Below are 14,645 nucleotides of genomic sequence, written 5' to 3' on the forward strand. Positions count from 1 at the left end.
CAGAGAGGAATCTGCCAACGATGTGAGCTGTACTGAGATTTGTGGAGTCCCTGATGCCAGGGTTACCGTCCTGGCGAAGGAGAACCACCAGCACCATGGCAGCACCCCGTAAATATGAACCGCCCCGGGTTTGATGGAGACATCGAAGACCCGGAAGGATGCCGATCATGGCTGCTCCCCGTAAGTACCCCGACGAACTGCGTGAGCGTGCGACGCGGTTGGCGATGGGGGCCCGTAAGGACCCGGTTGGCCGGGCCGGTGCGATCAAGCGCATCGCCGACCAGCTCGACGTGCATCCCGAGGCCCTGCGGGGGTGGGTCAAGCGGGCCGAGACCGACGAAGGCATCGTTCCCGGCACTACCAGCACCGACGTTGCACGGATCGCTGAGCTGGAGCGGGAGGTGAAGGAACTGCGGCGGGCGAACGCGATATTGAAGTCCGCCTCGGCTTTCTTCGCCGCGGAGCTGGACCGTCCACTGCGATGAAGGTCGCCTACATCGACCAGTACAAGGAGACGTTCGGCGTCCAGCCGATCTGCGACGTCCTCGCCGAGACGGACGCGCCGATCGCGCCGAGCACCTACTACGCCGCCCGCACCCGCCCGTCCTCGGCCCGCAGCCTGCGCGACGAGCACTTCACCGAGGAGATCCGCCGGATCCACGAGGCCAACTACAGCGTCTACGGGGCCCGCAAGGTCAACGCCGCCCTCCTGCGCGAGGGGCACGAGGTGGCCCGCTGCACGGTCGAGCGCCTGATGCGCCGGGCCGGACTGCGTGGCGTGATCCGGGCCAAGAGCCCGCGCACCACCCGCCCCGCGCCCGAGACGGCACGACCGGCTGATCTGGTCGAGCGGGCGTTCACCGCGAGTGCGCCGAACCAGCTGTGGGTGGCCGACATCACCTACATCAGAACCTTCTCCGGCTGGGTGTATGCCGCCTTCGTCATCGACGTCTTCTCCCGCATGGTCGTCGGCTGGCAGGTCGCCACCTCCCTCTACACCGACCTCGCCCTGGACGCTCTGGAGATGGCCATTTGGCGCCGCCGGCACGCCGGCGGCGACCTGACCGGGCTGATACACCACTCCGACCGCGGCGTTCAATACCGTGCCATTCGCTACACCGAACGCCTGGAACAGCAGGACGCCGTGGCCTCGGTCGGTTCCAGGGGCGACTCGTACGACAACGCCCTGGCCGAGGCGTTCAACAGCCTGTTCAAGGCCGAGCTGATCCGCAACAAGGGACCGTGGACCGGCATCAACGACGTCGAGGTCGCCGTCGCCAAGTACGTCGACTGGTTCAACCAGCGCCGCCTCCACGGCGAACTCGGCCACGTCACCCCCGCCGAGCACGAGGCCGCCCACTACCTCGCGGCCGAACCTCCTGCGTCACTCCAGAAAACCAGCTAACTCAGTCTCCACGAAACCCGGGGCTTGACAATACCCTGATGAGCTCCGTGAGCGCGCGATCCGTGAGGTCCGCGCCACGGGCCGGCCCATCGCCCACGTTGCGAAGGATCTGGGCATCCATAAGGAGGCCCTGCGCGGCTGGGTCCGCCAGGCCGAGGCCGACCGTGGCGAGCGCGACGACCGCCTGACCACCGCCGAGCAGGACGAGCTAAAGCAACTCCGCAAAGAAGTAGCGGAGTTGAGGCGGGCGAACGAGATTCTCAAAGCCGCGTCCGTGTTTTTTGCTCAGGAGATCGACCGTCCCCGGACGAGGCCGAGCAGGTGATCGACCACCTGCGTGACAAAGGTCTCGGGGTCGATCCCGTCTGCCGGGTGCTGGAGCTGTCGCCGTCGACGTACTTCGCGCGCAAGAAGCGGCCGAAGTCGGCCCGTCGGCTCCGTGACGAGCAGCTCATGCCGCTGATCGAGCAGGTCCACGCGGAGTCGGGCGGCACCTATGGCGCCCGCAGGATCACCCGGGCCCTGTGCCGCAAGGGCGTCGACGTGGCCCGCTGTACCGTCGAGCGGCTGATGGCGGAGCTGGGCCTGGAGGGCGTCATCCGTGGCCGGCGGCGTCGCACCACGGTCCCGGAGCCGTCGGCACCCCGCCCGCCTGACCTGGTCGACCGCGACTTCACCGCCTCCCGGCCGGATCAACTCTGGGTAGCGGACATGACGCATGTCCGCACCTGGTCCGGCTGGGCATACGTGGCGTTCGTCCTGGACGTGTACTCCCGGATGATCGTCGGCTGGCAGGTCGCAAACCACATGCGCACCGAACTTCCCCTGGAAGCACTGGAGATGGCCCTGTGGAGACGGAGGATCAAGAAGGACTCCGGCCTCATCCATCACAGCGACCGCGGGTCGCAATACGTATCCATTCGGTATACCGACCGGCTCGCCGACATCGGCGCCTCCGCGTCCGTGCACCTGTCCGCAGTGGTCGATCTCGACGACACGCGGCGCTCGGGTGTCGGAGGGCGTCCTGGCAGAGCCGGGCATCCCGGCGTTAAGAGACGGGCATCGCGCCGTCAGTGCCGTCGAGTAGGTTCTCTCCGTTCGGCCCGGCAGGCGGGCCGCCGAACTGGGAGGACTCGTCGCCGTGAGCATCCACATGCACATGCGCGCCGTCGCGGAATCCGAGATCCGGGACGACCACACCTGGCTTGCAGCGTTCATGTGGGAGGCTTGGGAGAACCACCCCGACGAGTACGCAGCGGGCATCGCCGAGTCGATCGACAAGGTCTGGGGCTCCGTCAATGACCTCTATGCCGCTGCCGATATCCTCGATGCGGATGCCGACGACTCTTGGGAGCTGCCGATTTACGGCGGGCGGCCAGTGGCACACAGCGCCGATGCCGACCCCTCCAACCCGCCCCTGGGGATTCTGGAGCCGCCTGGGGTGTCACAGGCCGCAGGCTTCCTTGCATGTGTCTCGTTCGACGAGCTGTGGAACGTCGCCGGTGCCAAGCTCGTCTGGGCCGGCTGGGACGAGGCGCAGGTCAGGCAGGAGTTCCTCGACTATCACAGGGGCCTCCAAGGGTTCTATGGGCGGGCGGCTGCAGCAGGCCACGCCGTGGTCAGGGCGGTGTGGGCTTGAGAGGTGGTCGCGTGCCGGTCACAGCCATTCGTTGATGGCGGCGACCAGCAATGTCGCTTCGTAGCGGACAGCAAGTTTGTCGTATCGCGTAGCGACGGCCCGGTGCCGCTTCAGCCGGTTGATGCCGCACTCGACGGCGTGCCGGGCCTTGTAGTCCTCCGGGTCGAACTTCGGTGTACGGCCGCCGCGGGAGCCGAGCTTCTTTCGGCTGCGGGCCTGGTCGACCTTGTCAGGGATGGTGCAGCGGATTCCACGTCTGCGCAGGTAAGCGCGGTTTTTCCGGGAAGCGTATGCTTTGTCGGCACGCACGCGATCGGGCCGAGTTCGCGGCCTGCCCGGCCCCATGCGGGGCACGCGGACCTTGTCCAGGACGGGCTCGAACTGCGGGGAGTCGCCCCGCTGTCCGGCTGTGACCACGATGGACATGGGCTTCTGCCCCTGCTCGACGGCCAGGTGTAGCTTGGTGGTCAGGCCGCCGCGGGAGCGCCCGAGCCCATGGTCGTCCGGCTCGATGACGATGCCGCCGGGCGGTTCCTTTTGCAGGTCCCCCTTTTCCTTGACCCGGCAGCGTGCTGGTGGGCCCGGACGATGGTGGAGTCGACGTTGAGGTCCCAGGTGATCAGGTCTGGGGCGTCGGCCCGGGCCTGCAGCTCGGTAAAGATCCGCTGCCAGATACCGTCTCGCTGCCAGCGGCGAAACAGGTCGTACGCCCGGCCCCAGGGCCCGTACCGCTCCGGAACATCCCGCCACGGCGTCCCGGTTCGGGTCCGCCACCGTATGCCGTCGATCAGTCGCCGCCGGGTCCATATCGCCGGCCGGCCCGGCTTCTTGCCCTTCGGCAACAGAGGCTCCAGCACCGCCCACTGCGCATCCGTCAGATCTCCTCGCCCCACGAATCAAGATCATCGCATGCTCAAGATCCACTTTCGATACACGCCCTAACTCTTGCTGCCGTCAACGATGACCGGCGTACCCCCCGAGTCCGTGCCGCAGGGCACCGCGTACACCGGGTGGGACTTCGCGGCCTCCTTGTAGGCGTCCAAACACCGGTTGTAGAGCACCTTGTCGCTCAGCGACCGCTCGATGATCTTGTTGGCGCCGGCGATCCCCTCCGCCTCGATCCGCTTGCGCTCCGCCTCCGCCTTGGCCGTACGCGCCCCCTCGGTCGCGCGCTCGGTGGCCTGCTCCTGCTGGATCTTCTTGTCGATCTGCTCCTGCAGTTTGTCCGACGGCTTCACATTGCGCAGGTTGACGGCCGTGACGTCGATGCCGCGCGGGGCCAGGCGATCCTTGATGAGCGTGTCGATCTCCGAGCCGATCTGCTCCCGGGCCGAGGCGTAGCCCTCCTCGCTGGTGTGCTTCGCGAAGACGTTGCGGATGATCTCGCGGCTGTCCGGCACCACCAGCCGCTCCTGGATGGCCTCTTCGGAGCCTGCCAGCCGGTAGAGCGCGACGGCCTTCGAGGGCACCACGGCCCACTTGATCGTGACGTCCGCGTACAGCACACCTCCCTGCGCGGAGCGGACCTCGACCGTGTCCTTGTCGTGGAGGTCGAGGTCCACCGGGCGGGTGGAAAAGGACGTGACGTCGGTGAACGGCGACTTGAAGTGGACCCCGGAGGTCAGCGGGGTGCCGACACTCCCGAGGGTCACCGGGACCCCTACCTCGTACGCGCTCACGACGTAGAAGCACGCGAAGGCGCCCGCCAGGATGCCGGCGACAGTGCTGAGCGCGGCGCCCAGCTTCCAACCCCCGGTGCGGCCGCGGCCGACCACGAACAGCACGACTGCCGCAATGAGCAGCAGGATGGCCAGTACGAACACAGTTCTCCCCCTCCGAACGACCGCCGCCGCCTCCGGGCGGCGCGCAGCGCATCGTAACGAGCCTGATGACGGAGCGCGGGGCAGTAATGGTTCCCGGCGAAGAAGACCTCCGCACGGGGCCGACCGGGGACGTTCTTGACGTCGCGGGCGTTGACCAGCCAGCACTCCAGACCTCGCGATTCGAACAGGAAGGAGTGAAGTCGGCCCAGGGCGTGGTTCCGGTCTTTCGACCGGCCCGTTTCCCCGGACCGCTTCCCGCACCCGCCGTGCGACTTTCACCGCAACGGGCGCTCCACAAGCCCGGTTCAAGATGCCGGGGTTTCTCCTCATCCCGTGGTCGGCCATGGAGAGATCTCTATCGAACCCGGAACGGTTCACCGCACGGCTGCCCGGCATCGATCGCGCTATCGAACAGACAGCCGCGATGTTCCACACCTCCGTCAGCGTCGGTTGGAGTGCCGGCGACAGCCGTTACGCATGGGGCGTCCCGCTCGTCAACGAAGTCGGGACCCTGCTGGCAGTCTTCGACCCTCTCCCCCTGTCTGGTCCCTGTCCCGCCTTCCTCGTGGACGTCGGCGTTCCTCTGCTCTTTCCCGACGCTGAACGCCAGCAGCGCTTCGAGCGGTACAAAGCAACGGCCAGGCCCGGTGCGGACGGATAGACGAGGACGATGGGCAGGGGCTATGAGAGCCGTGCCTAGGTGGTCCGGTGCTGTTGCCGTGCTCCGGCCTCTCGGACGCGGACGGGCCCGAAAAACCTGCAACGCGAGAGCGGCGGAACAGGCCGCGGCGGGACTTGCCCGGCTCTTGGTATCGGTCCTCTTCCGGCTCCGGCTCGGTACGCTCCATCGTCACCACAGCCACGCGGTGGAGTGCCGCACCCGGGACAGGGCGCGCGCATCGCGGCGCACGGCCGCGCTGCCGATGCGGTTCTGCCGGGACCGGGGCCGGCGCGACTGCCCGGCAAAGAAGCGGCGTCGCCCGGCCCCCTGGAGCCGCCGCCGTTGCTTACGCAGCTCCTGCTTCATCTGCGCCTGCGACTTCGATGTCCGGGGCCTCTTCCAGATCGGCTCCCAGGGCGACGGCCCGTGCGCGTCGGCCCGCTCCTGGGCGGCCTCCCTCAACCGGGCTGCAGCGGCCTCGATTCTCGGGTCCTCCGACGGCATGGTCATGCGACTCCTCCAGTAGGTGTGTTCCTGCCCGGTGCGGGCGGGAGTGCGGGCTGCTGGGTGTGGGTCGGCGTCGACGCTGCCGGGGCCGGCTGCGGCCGGGGGCCGTGGGCGACAGCGCGTTCCCGTGCGCCGTCCTGGAGCTTGGCGGCCATCTTGGCGGCGGCCTCGAACACCCGCCGGGTGTGCTCCACCGTGGCGTCGTCGGTTGCCTGCTCCTGGTCCCGACCGGCCTTCCGGTCCGCACGGTCCGGCCGCAGGCGCGACGTCGGGGCGGCGGGCACGGCGACGGTGTGCGGCAGGGACCAGGTAGCCCAGGCGGTCCGGTCGGCGCTTGGACTCGGGCGGTCAGGGCGCCGGCGGCGAGGCGGGCCCGCTCGTACGGGGGCGCGGACCGGTTGCGGGTCAGCGGGCGCAGCACGGCTTGGTCCTCGGTGTCGCGCGGGTACAGCGCGTGGAGGTCGGCGGTCATCATCCGGCGGCCGGCCGGGCGGGTGTGGTCGTCGATGGCCGCCTGCACGATCTGTTCGTCCAGGCCGGGCTGGTGCGGTCGGCCGCGCAGGACGTAGGAGAGGTGGCGGCGGGCTTCGGCGAGCAGGTGCCGGCGCTTGAACGCGCCGCGCATCACGTACACCACGGCGACAGCGTCGACGGCGGCCAGGGCGACGTCGACAACCGGCCGCGCCCGCGCCCACACCGCTGCGGCTGCCGCCCGCGCCCGCTGTGCCAGTTGGTAGACGGTGCGGGCGCCGAACGCCCGGATCGCCGACTTCCGTCAGCCGTCGCGCAGTTCGGTCAGCGATCGCGGCGCCTTGCGCTTCGTCGGGCGCGTCCGGTCTGCGGCCTGCTGGTCCAGCGCGTAGGCGGCCCGCTCCCTCGGAGGGTGCCCCTGCCTCTCCTCGTAGTCGGCCACGAGGACGGACAGCTCGTCGGCGATCTACTGACGGCGGGTGGACTGCCGGCCGATCAGCCGCTGGTCGATGCCCGCGATCTCCATGACCGGCCTCCTGCCGGGCGTCACCTCTCGCGGCTCCACGCCCACCCGAGCCGGGCGGAGACCTCCTCCATGAAGGTCAGGGTGTAGAGGGTGCCGGCGGCGACGATGTGCTCCAGCATCGAGTCCGCCGACAGGTTGCCCCACGTCCCGTCAGACCGCCGGGTGCGGATCGACACCACCGCGTGACCGTGAAGCAGCGGCTTCGACTCCACTGCCCTGGACTCGTAGTGCCGGAAGACCGCGACGATCAGCCCGTCCCGGATCGGGGCGCGGTGCAGGATGACGAGGAGGAAGGTGGCTTCGCCCTGAGCACGATTGCGGAAGGCAACACTCTTGATCAGCTTCTTGAAGCAGGGCGCAACAACAGCCAGAACTACCAAAACGACGAACTCCATCACTGAATCCCCTCTGCCACAGTCCTGCCATCCCCGCGTATCGGGGACTTTCCAGGCCCTACAAGGAGGGAAGGGGAGTTGAGCCGCGTTCTGCATGACACCGCTCCACGGCATCTCCCTGAAGCCCGCACGTGCGACTTCAGCTTCGGCAGCACACATACATGCCTGAGCTGTAGGACAGTAGGCTCGCGCTCGCCGAGGCGACGACTGCGCCCGAACTTCCCCTACGCAGTCGACGAGTAGGCGAGACGCCGTTTTTTACGGCTGGTGCCACGGTTCGTACCAGCAACTCGGGTGGCGGACTTCGTCGCCGAGCAGCTGGAGATCGGGGACCCCTCGTGTCTGAAGCTGTACCCGGAGCGGTTGCCGACCCAGCGCGAGCATGCCCGGGAGATACGGGCGCTGCTGAAGGACCGTGACCTCGAGCTGGCGTTGCGCGAGTACATCGCCGGCCGGATGCGCCAGCCGCTGGCACCACGGTGCACCTGCCCGGACGAAGGCGGCCCGATATCACGCCAGCGCAGCCGCCTTGCGCAGCAGCACCGACCGCTCACGGACGTTGCGGCACAGTCGGGCGGCGAGCTCCAGCTCGACCCGTGCCTCAGCGGTCCGGCCGAGCCGGACAAGTAGCTCGCCGCGCACGCTCGGGAGCAGGTACGACCCCGACAGGCGGCCGGAGGCGACCAGTTCATCCACAATAGACAGCGCCCGCTGTGGTCCATTCGCCATCGCGACAGCGACAGCCCGGTTGAGCTCGACCACGGGTGACGGAGCCACACGACCGAGCGCCTCATAAAGGAGCACGACACGCTCCCAGTCGGTCTCCGGAACCGAGGATGCCGACGCGTGGCAGGCGGCTATTGCTGCCTGCAGTCCGTACGGGCCAAGGCCGCGCCCGACAGCCGAGGCTCTGCCGATCGCGGCCAGACCGCGACGGATCGCCGACCGGTCCCACAGGCGTCGGTCCTGATCCTCCAGGAGCACCGCCTCGCCATCGGGCCCGGTTCGTGCGGGAAAGCGCGCGGCCGTGAGCTCGAACAGGGCAAGCAGCCCGTGCACCTCCGGCTCATCGGGCAGCAAGGCGGCCAGCATCCGGGCCAGCCGGATCGCCTCGTACGCGAGATCGGGACGAAGCAGGTGGTCACCGGTCGTCGCCGTCGAGCCTTCCGTGAAGATTACGTAGAGCACGCTCAGGAGACCGCCGAGCCGCTCGCGCCGTTCCTCGGCCGGCGGCAGCTCGAACGGCACTCCCGCCGCGGCGATCGTCTTCTTCGCCCGCGTGATCCGTGCCTGAACCGTCGACACGGGCACGAGGAATGCCCGGGCGATTTCCTCGCTCGCCAGGCCGCCGACCACGCGCAGCGTCAGGGCCACGCGGGCCTCCGGCGAGAGCACCGGATGGCAGGCCACAAGCATCAGCGCGAGAACGTCGTCGTCGACCCGGTCGGGATCCCACGGCAGGTCGTCCGACCGGCCCCTCGGGGCTGCCGCGCCCGAGTTCGCCTCGCCCTCGGCTAGCTGGCCGGCGAGCATGGCGTACCGCTCGTCGAGTGCCGACCGTCGGCGGAAGCTGTCGATGGCGCGCCGCCGCGCGATCACGAGCAGCCAGTTCACCGGGTTCGCCGGCTCACCGTCGCGCGCCCAGGTGACGAGCGCCTCCGCCACCGCCTCCTGCGCGACGTCCTCGGCGAGGTCGAAGTCCCCGGTGAAGCGGGCGAGCGCACCGATGATCCGTGCGGACTCGATCCGCCAGACGGCCTCGACGGCCCGCCGCACCGATTCGGTGCTCAGCGGGCCGCCGGTGGCCGCGGGTGTCAGAGCTGGCCGGTCCGCTCGCGCCACGCCCGCTCCTTAATGATCCACTCGTTGTCCTGCGGGAACTCGTCGATGCCCGGCACGCGGCGGATCTCGCACTTCGAGCCGGCAACCGCCGGGAGTCGCTTGGCCCACTCGACCGCCTCCTCCTTCGAAGCCACGTCGATCACGTAGAAGCCGCCGAACAGCTCCTTCGTCTCGCCGTACGGGCCGTCGGTGACCACTGGCGTCTCGCCGCTGAAGTCGAGCACCACGCCCTGGGCCGGATCATCCAGGCCCTCGGCAGCGACGAGCACGCCGGCCCGGATCATCTCCTCATTGAAGCGACCCACCGTCTCGAGCATCTGCTCGAAGGGCGTCTCCATCATCTTCGCAACGGATTCGTCCGTGCCTCGCATGATCAGCATGTACTTCGCCATCTTCGAACTCCTTGATATCGGGTCGCCTCTGGACCCTCTCACTCCAAGGTCGAACGAGGCGGCCGCGGATCGACACGGCAGAAGAATACGGATCAATCTTTTTTTCATCCCCGACAAGGGGCTCAGCCCGTCGGTCCGGTCAGGCCGGGTGCACCGACCGGCCAGCCCGGTCCCGGACTGATTGGGATCGAGCCGCCGCAGCCACCCGACGAGACTCTTTCGCCACAATTGCCCCCTCTCTCCCCCCTTGCACGCGCGCAGCTTCTTTCGCAGGCCTGGAAGCGCCGTCGTCAGGCACGCCTTGCGGCCGTCGGCGGTGGTGGCCCACCGCGGCCTAGACCGGCCGCCGCGAATGTCATTCCGTTCCGCCCACCTACCTGTCGGGCTCGGAAAGTCGTTGCTGCAGGTCAAACCGCATAGCGGTACTCGTTAATGGCGCCGCCGAGGATGCCGGTGCGCAGGAGTCTGCGGACTTCGAGGTCGTGCACGGTGATGGGCTGCTGGTCGGCGCCCGGAGGCAGTTGGTTGCGTGCTCGGTGGGGGCGGTGCTCGTTGTAGTGCCACTCGTAGGCGGCCAGGACGCGCCGGGCGTGGGCCTCGTTCATGATGAGGACATGGTCCAGGGCCTCACGCCGGATGCTGCCGATCACCCGCTCACAGTGGGCGTTCGTCAGGTTCCACGCCTGTTGCACTGCCCACTCGCGGGTGGGGTGCGCGGTGATACCGGCGATGCGTAGGCGCCGGGTGCCGTGTTCGAGGAACGCCAGCACGTACAGGCGTCTGCCAAGGACAGTGTCGATATGCAAGAAGCCGACGGTGATGATGCCCTGGGCCTATTCGTGAGGAACTCCCGCCAGGTCGGGCCGGCGTGGGGCCGGGTCGATGCCCGCCGCGCGGAGGATCTTCCATACCGTGGATGCGGCGACGGGGGTGTCCGAGTCGGGCCGGCTCGCCTTGGATCCGCCGGTGCCTCCACTGTGCGTTCTCTCGAGCGAGCTGCAGGATCAGCTTCTTGAGCGCTGCCCTGATCGGCGGCCGTCCGGTGCGGGCGCGCCGGACGCTGTAGTCCCACTTCGCCGCAATGAACCTGCGATGCCAGGCCAACAGGGTCCCGGGAGCACCCGCGAAGACCTCATGCCAGCGGCGACGGGGTATCAGGCTGGAGAGCACAGCCAACCAGAACCGGTCCGCCGGCTCGTAACGGACCCGGCGGGCGAGCTGACGGCGCAGCACCGCATTCTCATGCCGCAGGAACGAGCAACTCGGCTTCCTTATCGGTGTCGCGGCGCAGCAGCACCCCGGGGACGGACAGCAGCCTGCAGGCCACCTCGTACAACATCGAGATAATCACGCCGACATGGTCCCAGCCGAGCACGCTCTACCGTCCCGACCTGCGGCAATGACTTTACGAGCCCCGGAGGCTCAGTCCGCGGCCTCCAGATCCCCACACTCCCGCTCATGCGGCAACAGGGGCCGCAGCGTGAGCTGGAGGCGCGTACCGGCGTACGTCCACACCACCCCGGGCCCGGCCTCGGTGGCCAGGCGCTCGGCGCGGGTGAGGCGGACGCCGGTGAGAATCGTGCAGGTGCCCTCCGGGGTCTCGGTGCCCGTCGACGGGTTGCCGAGGGGCCAGGGGCGGGTCGCGGTGGAGGCGTCCGGCCAGGGGCGGGCGAACACGGCGAGGCGGGAGGCCCGGTAGGGGCGGGCGGGGCCGAGGAAGACGTTCGCGGGCCAGCGGGACGGGTCGACTCGTTCCCGGAAGTCGCTCAACTCGTCGTTCGGCATGGGCAGTTGATAGACACGGTCCGCGACCGTCAGGGCGAGCGAGGGGCCGTCGACGGCGTCCGGCTCGGTCGGTGCGGTGTGTGCCGTCGCGTGTACGTCGGCGTAGAGGGCGTCCGCCTTCGCGTCGGTGACCCGTCGTACGGTCGCCGTGAGCAGTGAACCCGCCGGGCGTCCGGGAACGATGACGCTGCGGTCCCCGTACAGCGCGAGGTCCGGCAGGGCCGCGCGCACGGGTGGGGAGGGGGTACCGGGGATGGTCCGGACTGAGGCCGCGAGATCGCTTCGACCCGTCGGCCGTGCAGGTGCCGCGTCGTCCTCGCCCGTCGACCCGCAGGCCGTCAGGGCGGCGGCGGTCAGGAGGAGAGCCGTCGCGCCGGCGACCGGGGCCAAGTGATCACGCATACTCCTGGGACGACGCGACGGCGTGGATCGGTTCCGCCTGCCGGGTCCCCGGCCGCGTACGGGAGTACGGGGCCGGGGACCCGGCAGGGCGGGGGTCATGACTTGGTGAGGGTGTACGTGCCGTTGCCGGCCTTGTTCACGACCACCAGGCCGTGGCAGCCGGACGGCAGGTCGACGGTGACGGACTCCGGTGCGCCGGGGCCGCCCGCGTCGCCGGTCGCGGTGGCGCCGAGCCGGGTCACGACGTTGTCGCCGCTGCTGCGGTCGGCGTCCAGGACGAAGATTTCTGCGTCCTGGTCCGTGCCCGAGGGAGTGACGGTGTAGGTCGCCTTCTCGCCGTTCAGCAGGCAGATGTCCCAGACGGCGGCCAGCCGGTCGGTACCCATGGTGACCGTGGGCGAGCCGCTGAAGATGCCTTCCGTCTCGTCGGCCTCGATCTGGTAGTCGCCGCTGCCGGAGATGAGGGACACCCGCGGGTAGTAGTCGTCCGTCGGGCGCTGGTTGGAGTTGATCGCCACGAAGTCCGTGGCTCCCGCTCCAGCCACGCTGGTGGTCAGCAGGTTGTTCTGCGCCTCGTCGTCGTAGAGCCGCAGGTCGTAGTCGGCGGTCGTGGGCGGGCGGAGCGCCACCACGGACCAGAACACCTTGGTGGTGTCGAACCGGTAGTTGTGGGCCGGGTCAGGAGTGGGCCGGGTCTGCGACTGATGGCTGGTCAGCGGGTTGCGGTAGCCGTAGTCGATGGTGTTCTGGAAGAGACTGCCAAGCGCGGGGGCGCCCGTCTCACGGCCGTCCGCCACGCGCGCGTCCCAGTACTCGCGGAAGGTCGTCACCCGGTGGTCGAGGAAGGTGTTCCACACCGGGGAGAGACCTTCGCCGTACGCGTCCCAGCCTTCTGTACCGGTGTCGACCAGGTCCCACAGGGCACCGGCCACGCGGCCCTCGACGGCGTCCCCGTCATCCCAGCCGCCGGTGTCCCAGGTGTGCTTCTCGAAGTCGACAGTGAAACCGCTGGCGTCGTTGTTCGTGTCCGTGCGGTCCCGGTACACCGGGTCGCCGAACACCGCGACGCCGTACCAGTCGGCGAACCCTTCCGACCAGGCGCAGTTCACGTGACTGGTGCCCGTGATGATGTGCGGGGAGGGACAGTGCGAGTCGAAGTCGTCCTCCTCGTACGTGTCGTCCATCACCGCGTGCCCCATCTCGTGGACCACGACGTTGCGGTCGTCGGCGTCCTGCGGCGGGAGGTAGATCTCGTCCTCGCCCGGCCGGTAGAAGGCGCCGCCCGGGTCGTCGTCCGGGTGCCAGTTGATGTCGGTGCGGCGGCAGTCCCAGTCACGCTCGTCCCAGCAGTCGCCGGGCGTCCACTCGGAGGCGGTGTTGACGAAGTCGTAGGCGCGCAGGGCGCCGTGCAGCCGCTCGTCGGTGGCCGTCTGGACGCCGACGTTGGTGGTGGTGCCGTCGCCCCGGTCCTCGAAGTTCGCCGTACGGAACTCGTAGACATCGTCGTCGTTCCGCTCCACGCCCCACTGCCCGTTCTGCGTCACGAACTTGAGGTAGAGGTCCTGTCCGCCCCGCGCGTCCGTGCCGTTGTCGAAGCAGAGCCGGTACGCGCCGTTGCCGTCGGTCAGGCCGACGGTGAGCAGGTCGTCGCTGTTCGCGGGGTCCTCGTCCCAGACCTGCACCTGGAGGTTGGCGGACGGGCGCGAGATGCCGTCCTCGTCGTGGTAGACGAAGGAGCCGCGCACGCAGGAGAGGGCGCCGGCGAGCGACTTCGCTGTGCTCGTGGCTGCGTCGTCGCTATGCGGCTTGGCCAGACCCTTGGCGGGGATCTTGGAGGTGGGGCGGCCGGTCAGCGGTTCGGCTGTGGTGCCGTCCGGCACCGGGGCGGCGGTGTACGTCCCGGACTTGAGACCGAGGCGGGACGAGGCCTCGTCCGCGCCGACGGTGACCAGCGCCGGGTCCTCGACACCGGCGCCGTACCCCTTGGGCGGCAGCACGCGGGCCCGGACCACCAGGTCGCCGGTGGCGGCGGCGGTGACGGGGGCGGTGAAGGTGAGGGTCCGGTCGGCCTTGAGGTCAAGGGTACGGGTGGCCCGACTGACCGATCCGCCGTTGTCGGGCAGGGCGGAGGCGCGGCGTGCGACGTCGAAGCCTTCCGGCGCCTTGGTGAAGCGCAGGGCCGCCGGAAGGTCGATCTCGAACTTGGCCCCGGGGATGTCGATGCGGGCGTCGAGCGTCACGGTCAGGGTGGTCTTCTTGCCCTTGGCAGGCGCCGTGTCGAGTGCGGTCTTCAGCACGACGCAGCGCGGTCCCTGATCGCCGCCGTCGGCGCAGGCGGCTGTACGGGCCTGCGCAGCGGCCTCCGCAGCGCCTGCCGCGGTCCCCGCCGGAGCGCCCGCGGCGGGTATCGCCTGGAGGCCGCTCAGGGTGAGGGCGGCGGCGGCGAAGGCCGCGCCTAAGGCGATTCGCGAACGAGATCTTCGCCGATCAAGACAGGCAGGGCGATGGGGTCGCACGTGAATCTCCTTTACAGGAAGGGCAGTTGGAGCGTCAGGGACAGATGATGAACCAGTGCCCTCCGGGTGTCACCCGGACCGCCACCCTCCGGATCCTTTGGCGCATTTCCGACGCCTGGCGGGATGAGACCGGTGCCGAGCGGTGGCCTCCAGGCCGGGCGCGGTGCCGCCATCTGTCGCGAACCCCTGGCAGGCAGTCACTCTCGACGTACGCGACCCATGTGCCCCGAACGACCGGTCCTTTGGCCCATTGTTCCGAGCACCTGCCCGAGGAGCACGCA

Annotated in this window: 16 protein-coding genes, 1 pseudogene and 1 other annotated feature; of the genes and pseudogenes, 7 read left to right on the forward strand and 10 right to left on the reverse strand. The window is 69.1% G+C overall.

What is annotated here, in order from left to right:
• Window positions 1-167: 167 nt before the first annotated feature.
• The 4 genes and pseudogenes from ACWCP8_RS34815 to ACWCP8_RS34830 all read left to right on the forward strand — a co-directional run bounded on the left by ACWCP8_RS34815 (window position 168) and on the right by ACWCP8_RS34830 (window position 3,044).
• Window positions 168-1,405, forward strand: a protein-coding gene (locus tag ACWCP8_RS34815; RefSeq protein ID WP_451120280.1) for an IS3 family transposase whose coding sequence is annotated in 2 segments (ribosomal slippage) — window positions 168-447 and window positions 447-1,405 — 1,239 coding nt in all. Because the reading frame shifts where the segments join, the coding sequence is not laid out codon by codon here.
• Window positions 446-574, forward strand: a sequence feature (AL1L pseudoknot). (Overlaps the previous gene by 129 nt.)
• Before the next feature lie 88 nt (window positions 1,406-1,493).
• On the forward strand, window positions 1,494-1,730 hold the full coding sequence (locus ACWCP8_RS34820) for a transposase (RefSeq protein ID WP_451120343.1): 237 nt from the start codon (window positions 1,494-1,496) through the stop codon (window positions 1,728-1,730).
• A pseudogene (locus tag ACWCP8_RS34825) lies at window positions 1,727-2,368 on the forward strand (IS3 family transposase); the annotation flags it as partial. The gene ACWCP8_RS34820 and the pseudogene ACWCP8_RS34825, both read left to right, overlap by 4 nt.
• A 178-nt stretch (window positions 2,369-2,546) precedes the next feature.
• Complete coding sequence (locus tag ACWCP8_RS34830; RefSeq protein WP_451120282.1) at window positions 2,547-3,044, forward strand: DUF1877 family protein; 498 nt, start codon at window positions 2,547-2,549, stop codon at window positions 3,042-3,044.
• 18 nt (window positions 3,045-3,062) lie between these two features.
• On the opposite strand, the gene ACWCP8_RS34835 is transcribed toward ACWCP8_RS34830, so the two are convergent.
• Both ACWCP8_RS34835 and ACWCP8_RS34840 read right to left on the reverse strand, forming a co-directional pair.
• Window positions 3,063-3,937 (reverse strand): IS5 family transposase gene (locus ACWCP8_RS34835; RefSeq protein ID WP_451120284.1). Its coding sequence is split into 2 segments (ribosomal slippage): window positions 3,063-3,544 and window positions 3,544-3,937, totalling 876 coding nucleotides; the frame shifts between segments, so codons are not numbered across the junction.
• Between the two features lie 45 nt (window positions 3,938-3,982).
• The gene (locus ACWCP8_RS34840) at window positions 3,983-4,867 is read right to left on the reverse strand and encodes a prohibitin family protein (protein WP_382844657.1); all 885 of its coding nucleotides are present in this window, start codon (window positions 4,865-4,867) and stop codon (window positions 3,983-3,985) included.
• A gap of 343 nt (window positions 4,868-5,210) precedes the next feature.
• Here ACWCP8_RS34840 and ACWCP8_RS34845 point away from each other — a divergent pair, with 343 nt between their 5' ends.
• Window positions 5,211-5,528, forward strand: coding sequence for a hypothetical protein (locus tag ACWCP8_RS34845; protein ID WP_451120286.1), 318 nt, complete (start codon window positions 5,211-5,213; stop codon window positions 5,526-5,528).
• A 189-nt stretch (window positions 5,529-5,717) separates the two neighbouring features.
• Here ACWCP8_RS34845 and ACWCP8_RS34850 read toward each other — a convergent pair whose 3' ends face one another.
• Window positions 5,718-6,038, reverse strand: coding sequence for a hypothetical protein (locus ACWCP8_RS34850; protein ID WP_451120288.1), 321 nt, complete (start codon window positions 6,036-6,038; stop codon window positions 5,718-5,720).
• On the reverse strand, window positions 6,035-6,319 hold the full coding sequence (locus tag ACWCP8_RS34855; RefSeq protein ID WP_451120290.1) for a hypothetical protein: 285 nt from the start codon (window positions 6,317-6,319) through the stop codon (window positions 6,035-6,037). The genes ACWCP8_RS34850 and ACWCP8_RS34855 overlap by 4 nt, the downstream gene beginning before the upstream one ends.
• 50 nt (window positions 6,320-6,369) lie before the next feature.
• Between ACWCP8_RS34855 and ACWCP8_RS34860 the strand changes: the two genes are divergently transcribed.
• Window positions 6,370-7,119, forward strand: a complete 750-nt coding sequence (locus ACWCP8_RS34860; RefSeq protein WP_451120292.1) for a hypothetical protein — start codon at window positions 6,370-6,372, stop codon at window positions 7,117-7,119.
• Here ACWCP8_RS34860 and ACWCP8_RS34865 read toward each other — a convergent pair.
• Window positions 7,053-7,427 carry a relaxase domain-containing protein gene (locus ACWCP8_RS34865; RefSeq protein ID WP_451120294.1) on the reverse strand — a complete coding sequence of 125 codons (375 nt, stop codon included), beginning with the start codon at window positions 7,425-7,427 and terminating at the stop codon, window positions 7,053-7,055. The genes ACWCP8_RS34860 and ACWCP8_RS34865 overlap by 67 nt on opposite strands.
• Window positions 7,428-7,694: 267 nt before the next feature.
• On the opposite strand from ACWCP8_RS34865, the gene ACWCP8_RS34870 reads away from it, so the two are divergent.
• Window positions 7,695-8,057: a DUF4158 domain-containing protein gene (locus tag ACWCP8_RS34870; protein ID WP_451120296.1), complete on the forward strand. Its 363-nt coding sequence runs from the start codon at window positions 7,695-7,697 to the stop codon at window positions 8,055-8,057.
• Here ACWCP8_RS34870 and ACWCP8_RS34875 read toward each other — a convergent pair.
• The 5 genes from ACWCP8_RS34875 to ACWCP8_RS34895 all read right to left on the reverse strand — a co-directional run bounded on the left by ACWCP8_RS34875 (window position 7,938) and on the right by ACWCP8_RS34895 (window position 14,145).
• On the reverse strand, window positions 7,938-9,269 hold the full coding sequence (locus tag ACWCP8_RS34875) for an RNA polymerase sigma factor (RefSeq protein WP_451120298.1): 1,332 nt from the start codon (window positions 9,267-9,269) through the stop codon (window positions 7,938-7,940). The two genes, ACWCP8_RS34870 and ACWCP8_RS34875, sit on opposite strands and share 120 nt — an antisense overlap.
• Entirely contained in the window at window positions 9,242-9,661 is a 420-nt protein-coding gene (locus tag ACWCP8_RS34880; protein WP_267009857.1) for a YciI family protein, read from the reverse strand. The genes ACWCP8_RS34875 and ACWCP8_RS34880 overlap by 28 nt, the downstream gene beginning before the upstream one ends.
• Window positions 9,662-10,068: 407 nt before the next feature.
• Window positions 10,069-10,467: an integrase core domain-containing protein gene (locus tag ACWCP8_RS34885; protein ID WP_451120300.1), complete on the reverse strand. Its 399-nt coding sequence runs from the start codon at window positions 10,465-10,467 to the stop codon at window positions 10,069-10,071.
• Window positions 10,468-11,083: 616 nt separating this feature from the next.
• Window positions 11,084-11,848, reverse strand: a complete 765-nt coding sequence (locus ACWCP8_RS34890; protein ID WP_451120302.1) for a hypothetical protein — start codon at window positions 11,846-11,848, stop codon at window positions 11,084-11,086.
• 95 nt (window positions 11,849-11,943) lie between these two features.
• The gene (locus ACWCP8_RS34895; protein ID WP_451120304.1) at window positions 11,944-14,145 is read right to left on the reverse strand and encodes a hypothetical protein; all 2,202 of its coding nucleotides are present in this window, start codon (window positions 14,143-14,145) and stop codon (window positions 11,944-11,946) included.
• Between the last annotated feature and the right edge of the window lie 500 nt (window positions 14,146-14,645).

It is taken from the genome of Streptomyces sp. NPDC002206 (assembly GCF_053593595.1).

Bases quoted from the DNA above. Each gene is read 5' to 3' on its own strand.
- ACWCP8_RS34890 (WP_451120302.1), bottom strand. From the start codon at position 11,848: ATGCGTGATCACTTGGCCCCGGTCGCCGGCGCGACGGCTCTCCTCCTG.
- ACWCP8_RS34850 (WP_451120288.1), bottom strand. From the start codon at position 6,038: ATGACCATGCCGTCGGAGGACCCGAGAATCGAGGCCGCTGCAGCCCGG.
- ACWCP8_RS34845 (WP_451120286.1), top strand. From the start codon at position 5,211: ATGGAGAGATCTCTATCGAACCCGGAACGGTTCACCGCACGGCTGCCC.
- ACWCP8_RS34880 (WP_267009857.1), bottom strand. From the start codon at position 9,661: ATGGCGAAGTACATGCTGATCATGCGAGGCACGGACGAATCCGTTGCG.
- ACWCP8_RS34865 (WP_451120294.1), bottom strand. From the start codon at position 7,427: ATGGAGTTCGTCGTTTTGGTAGTTCTGGCTGTTGTTGCGCCCTGCTTC.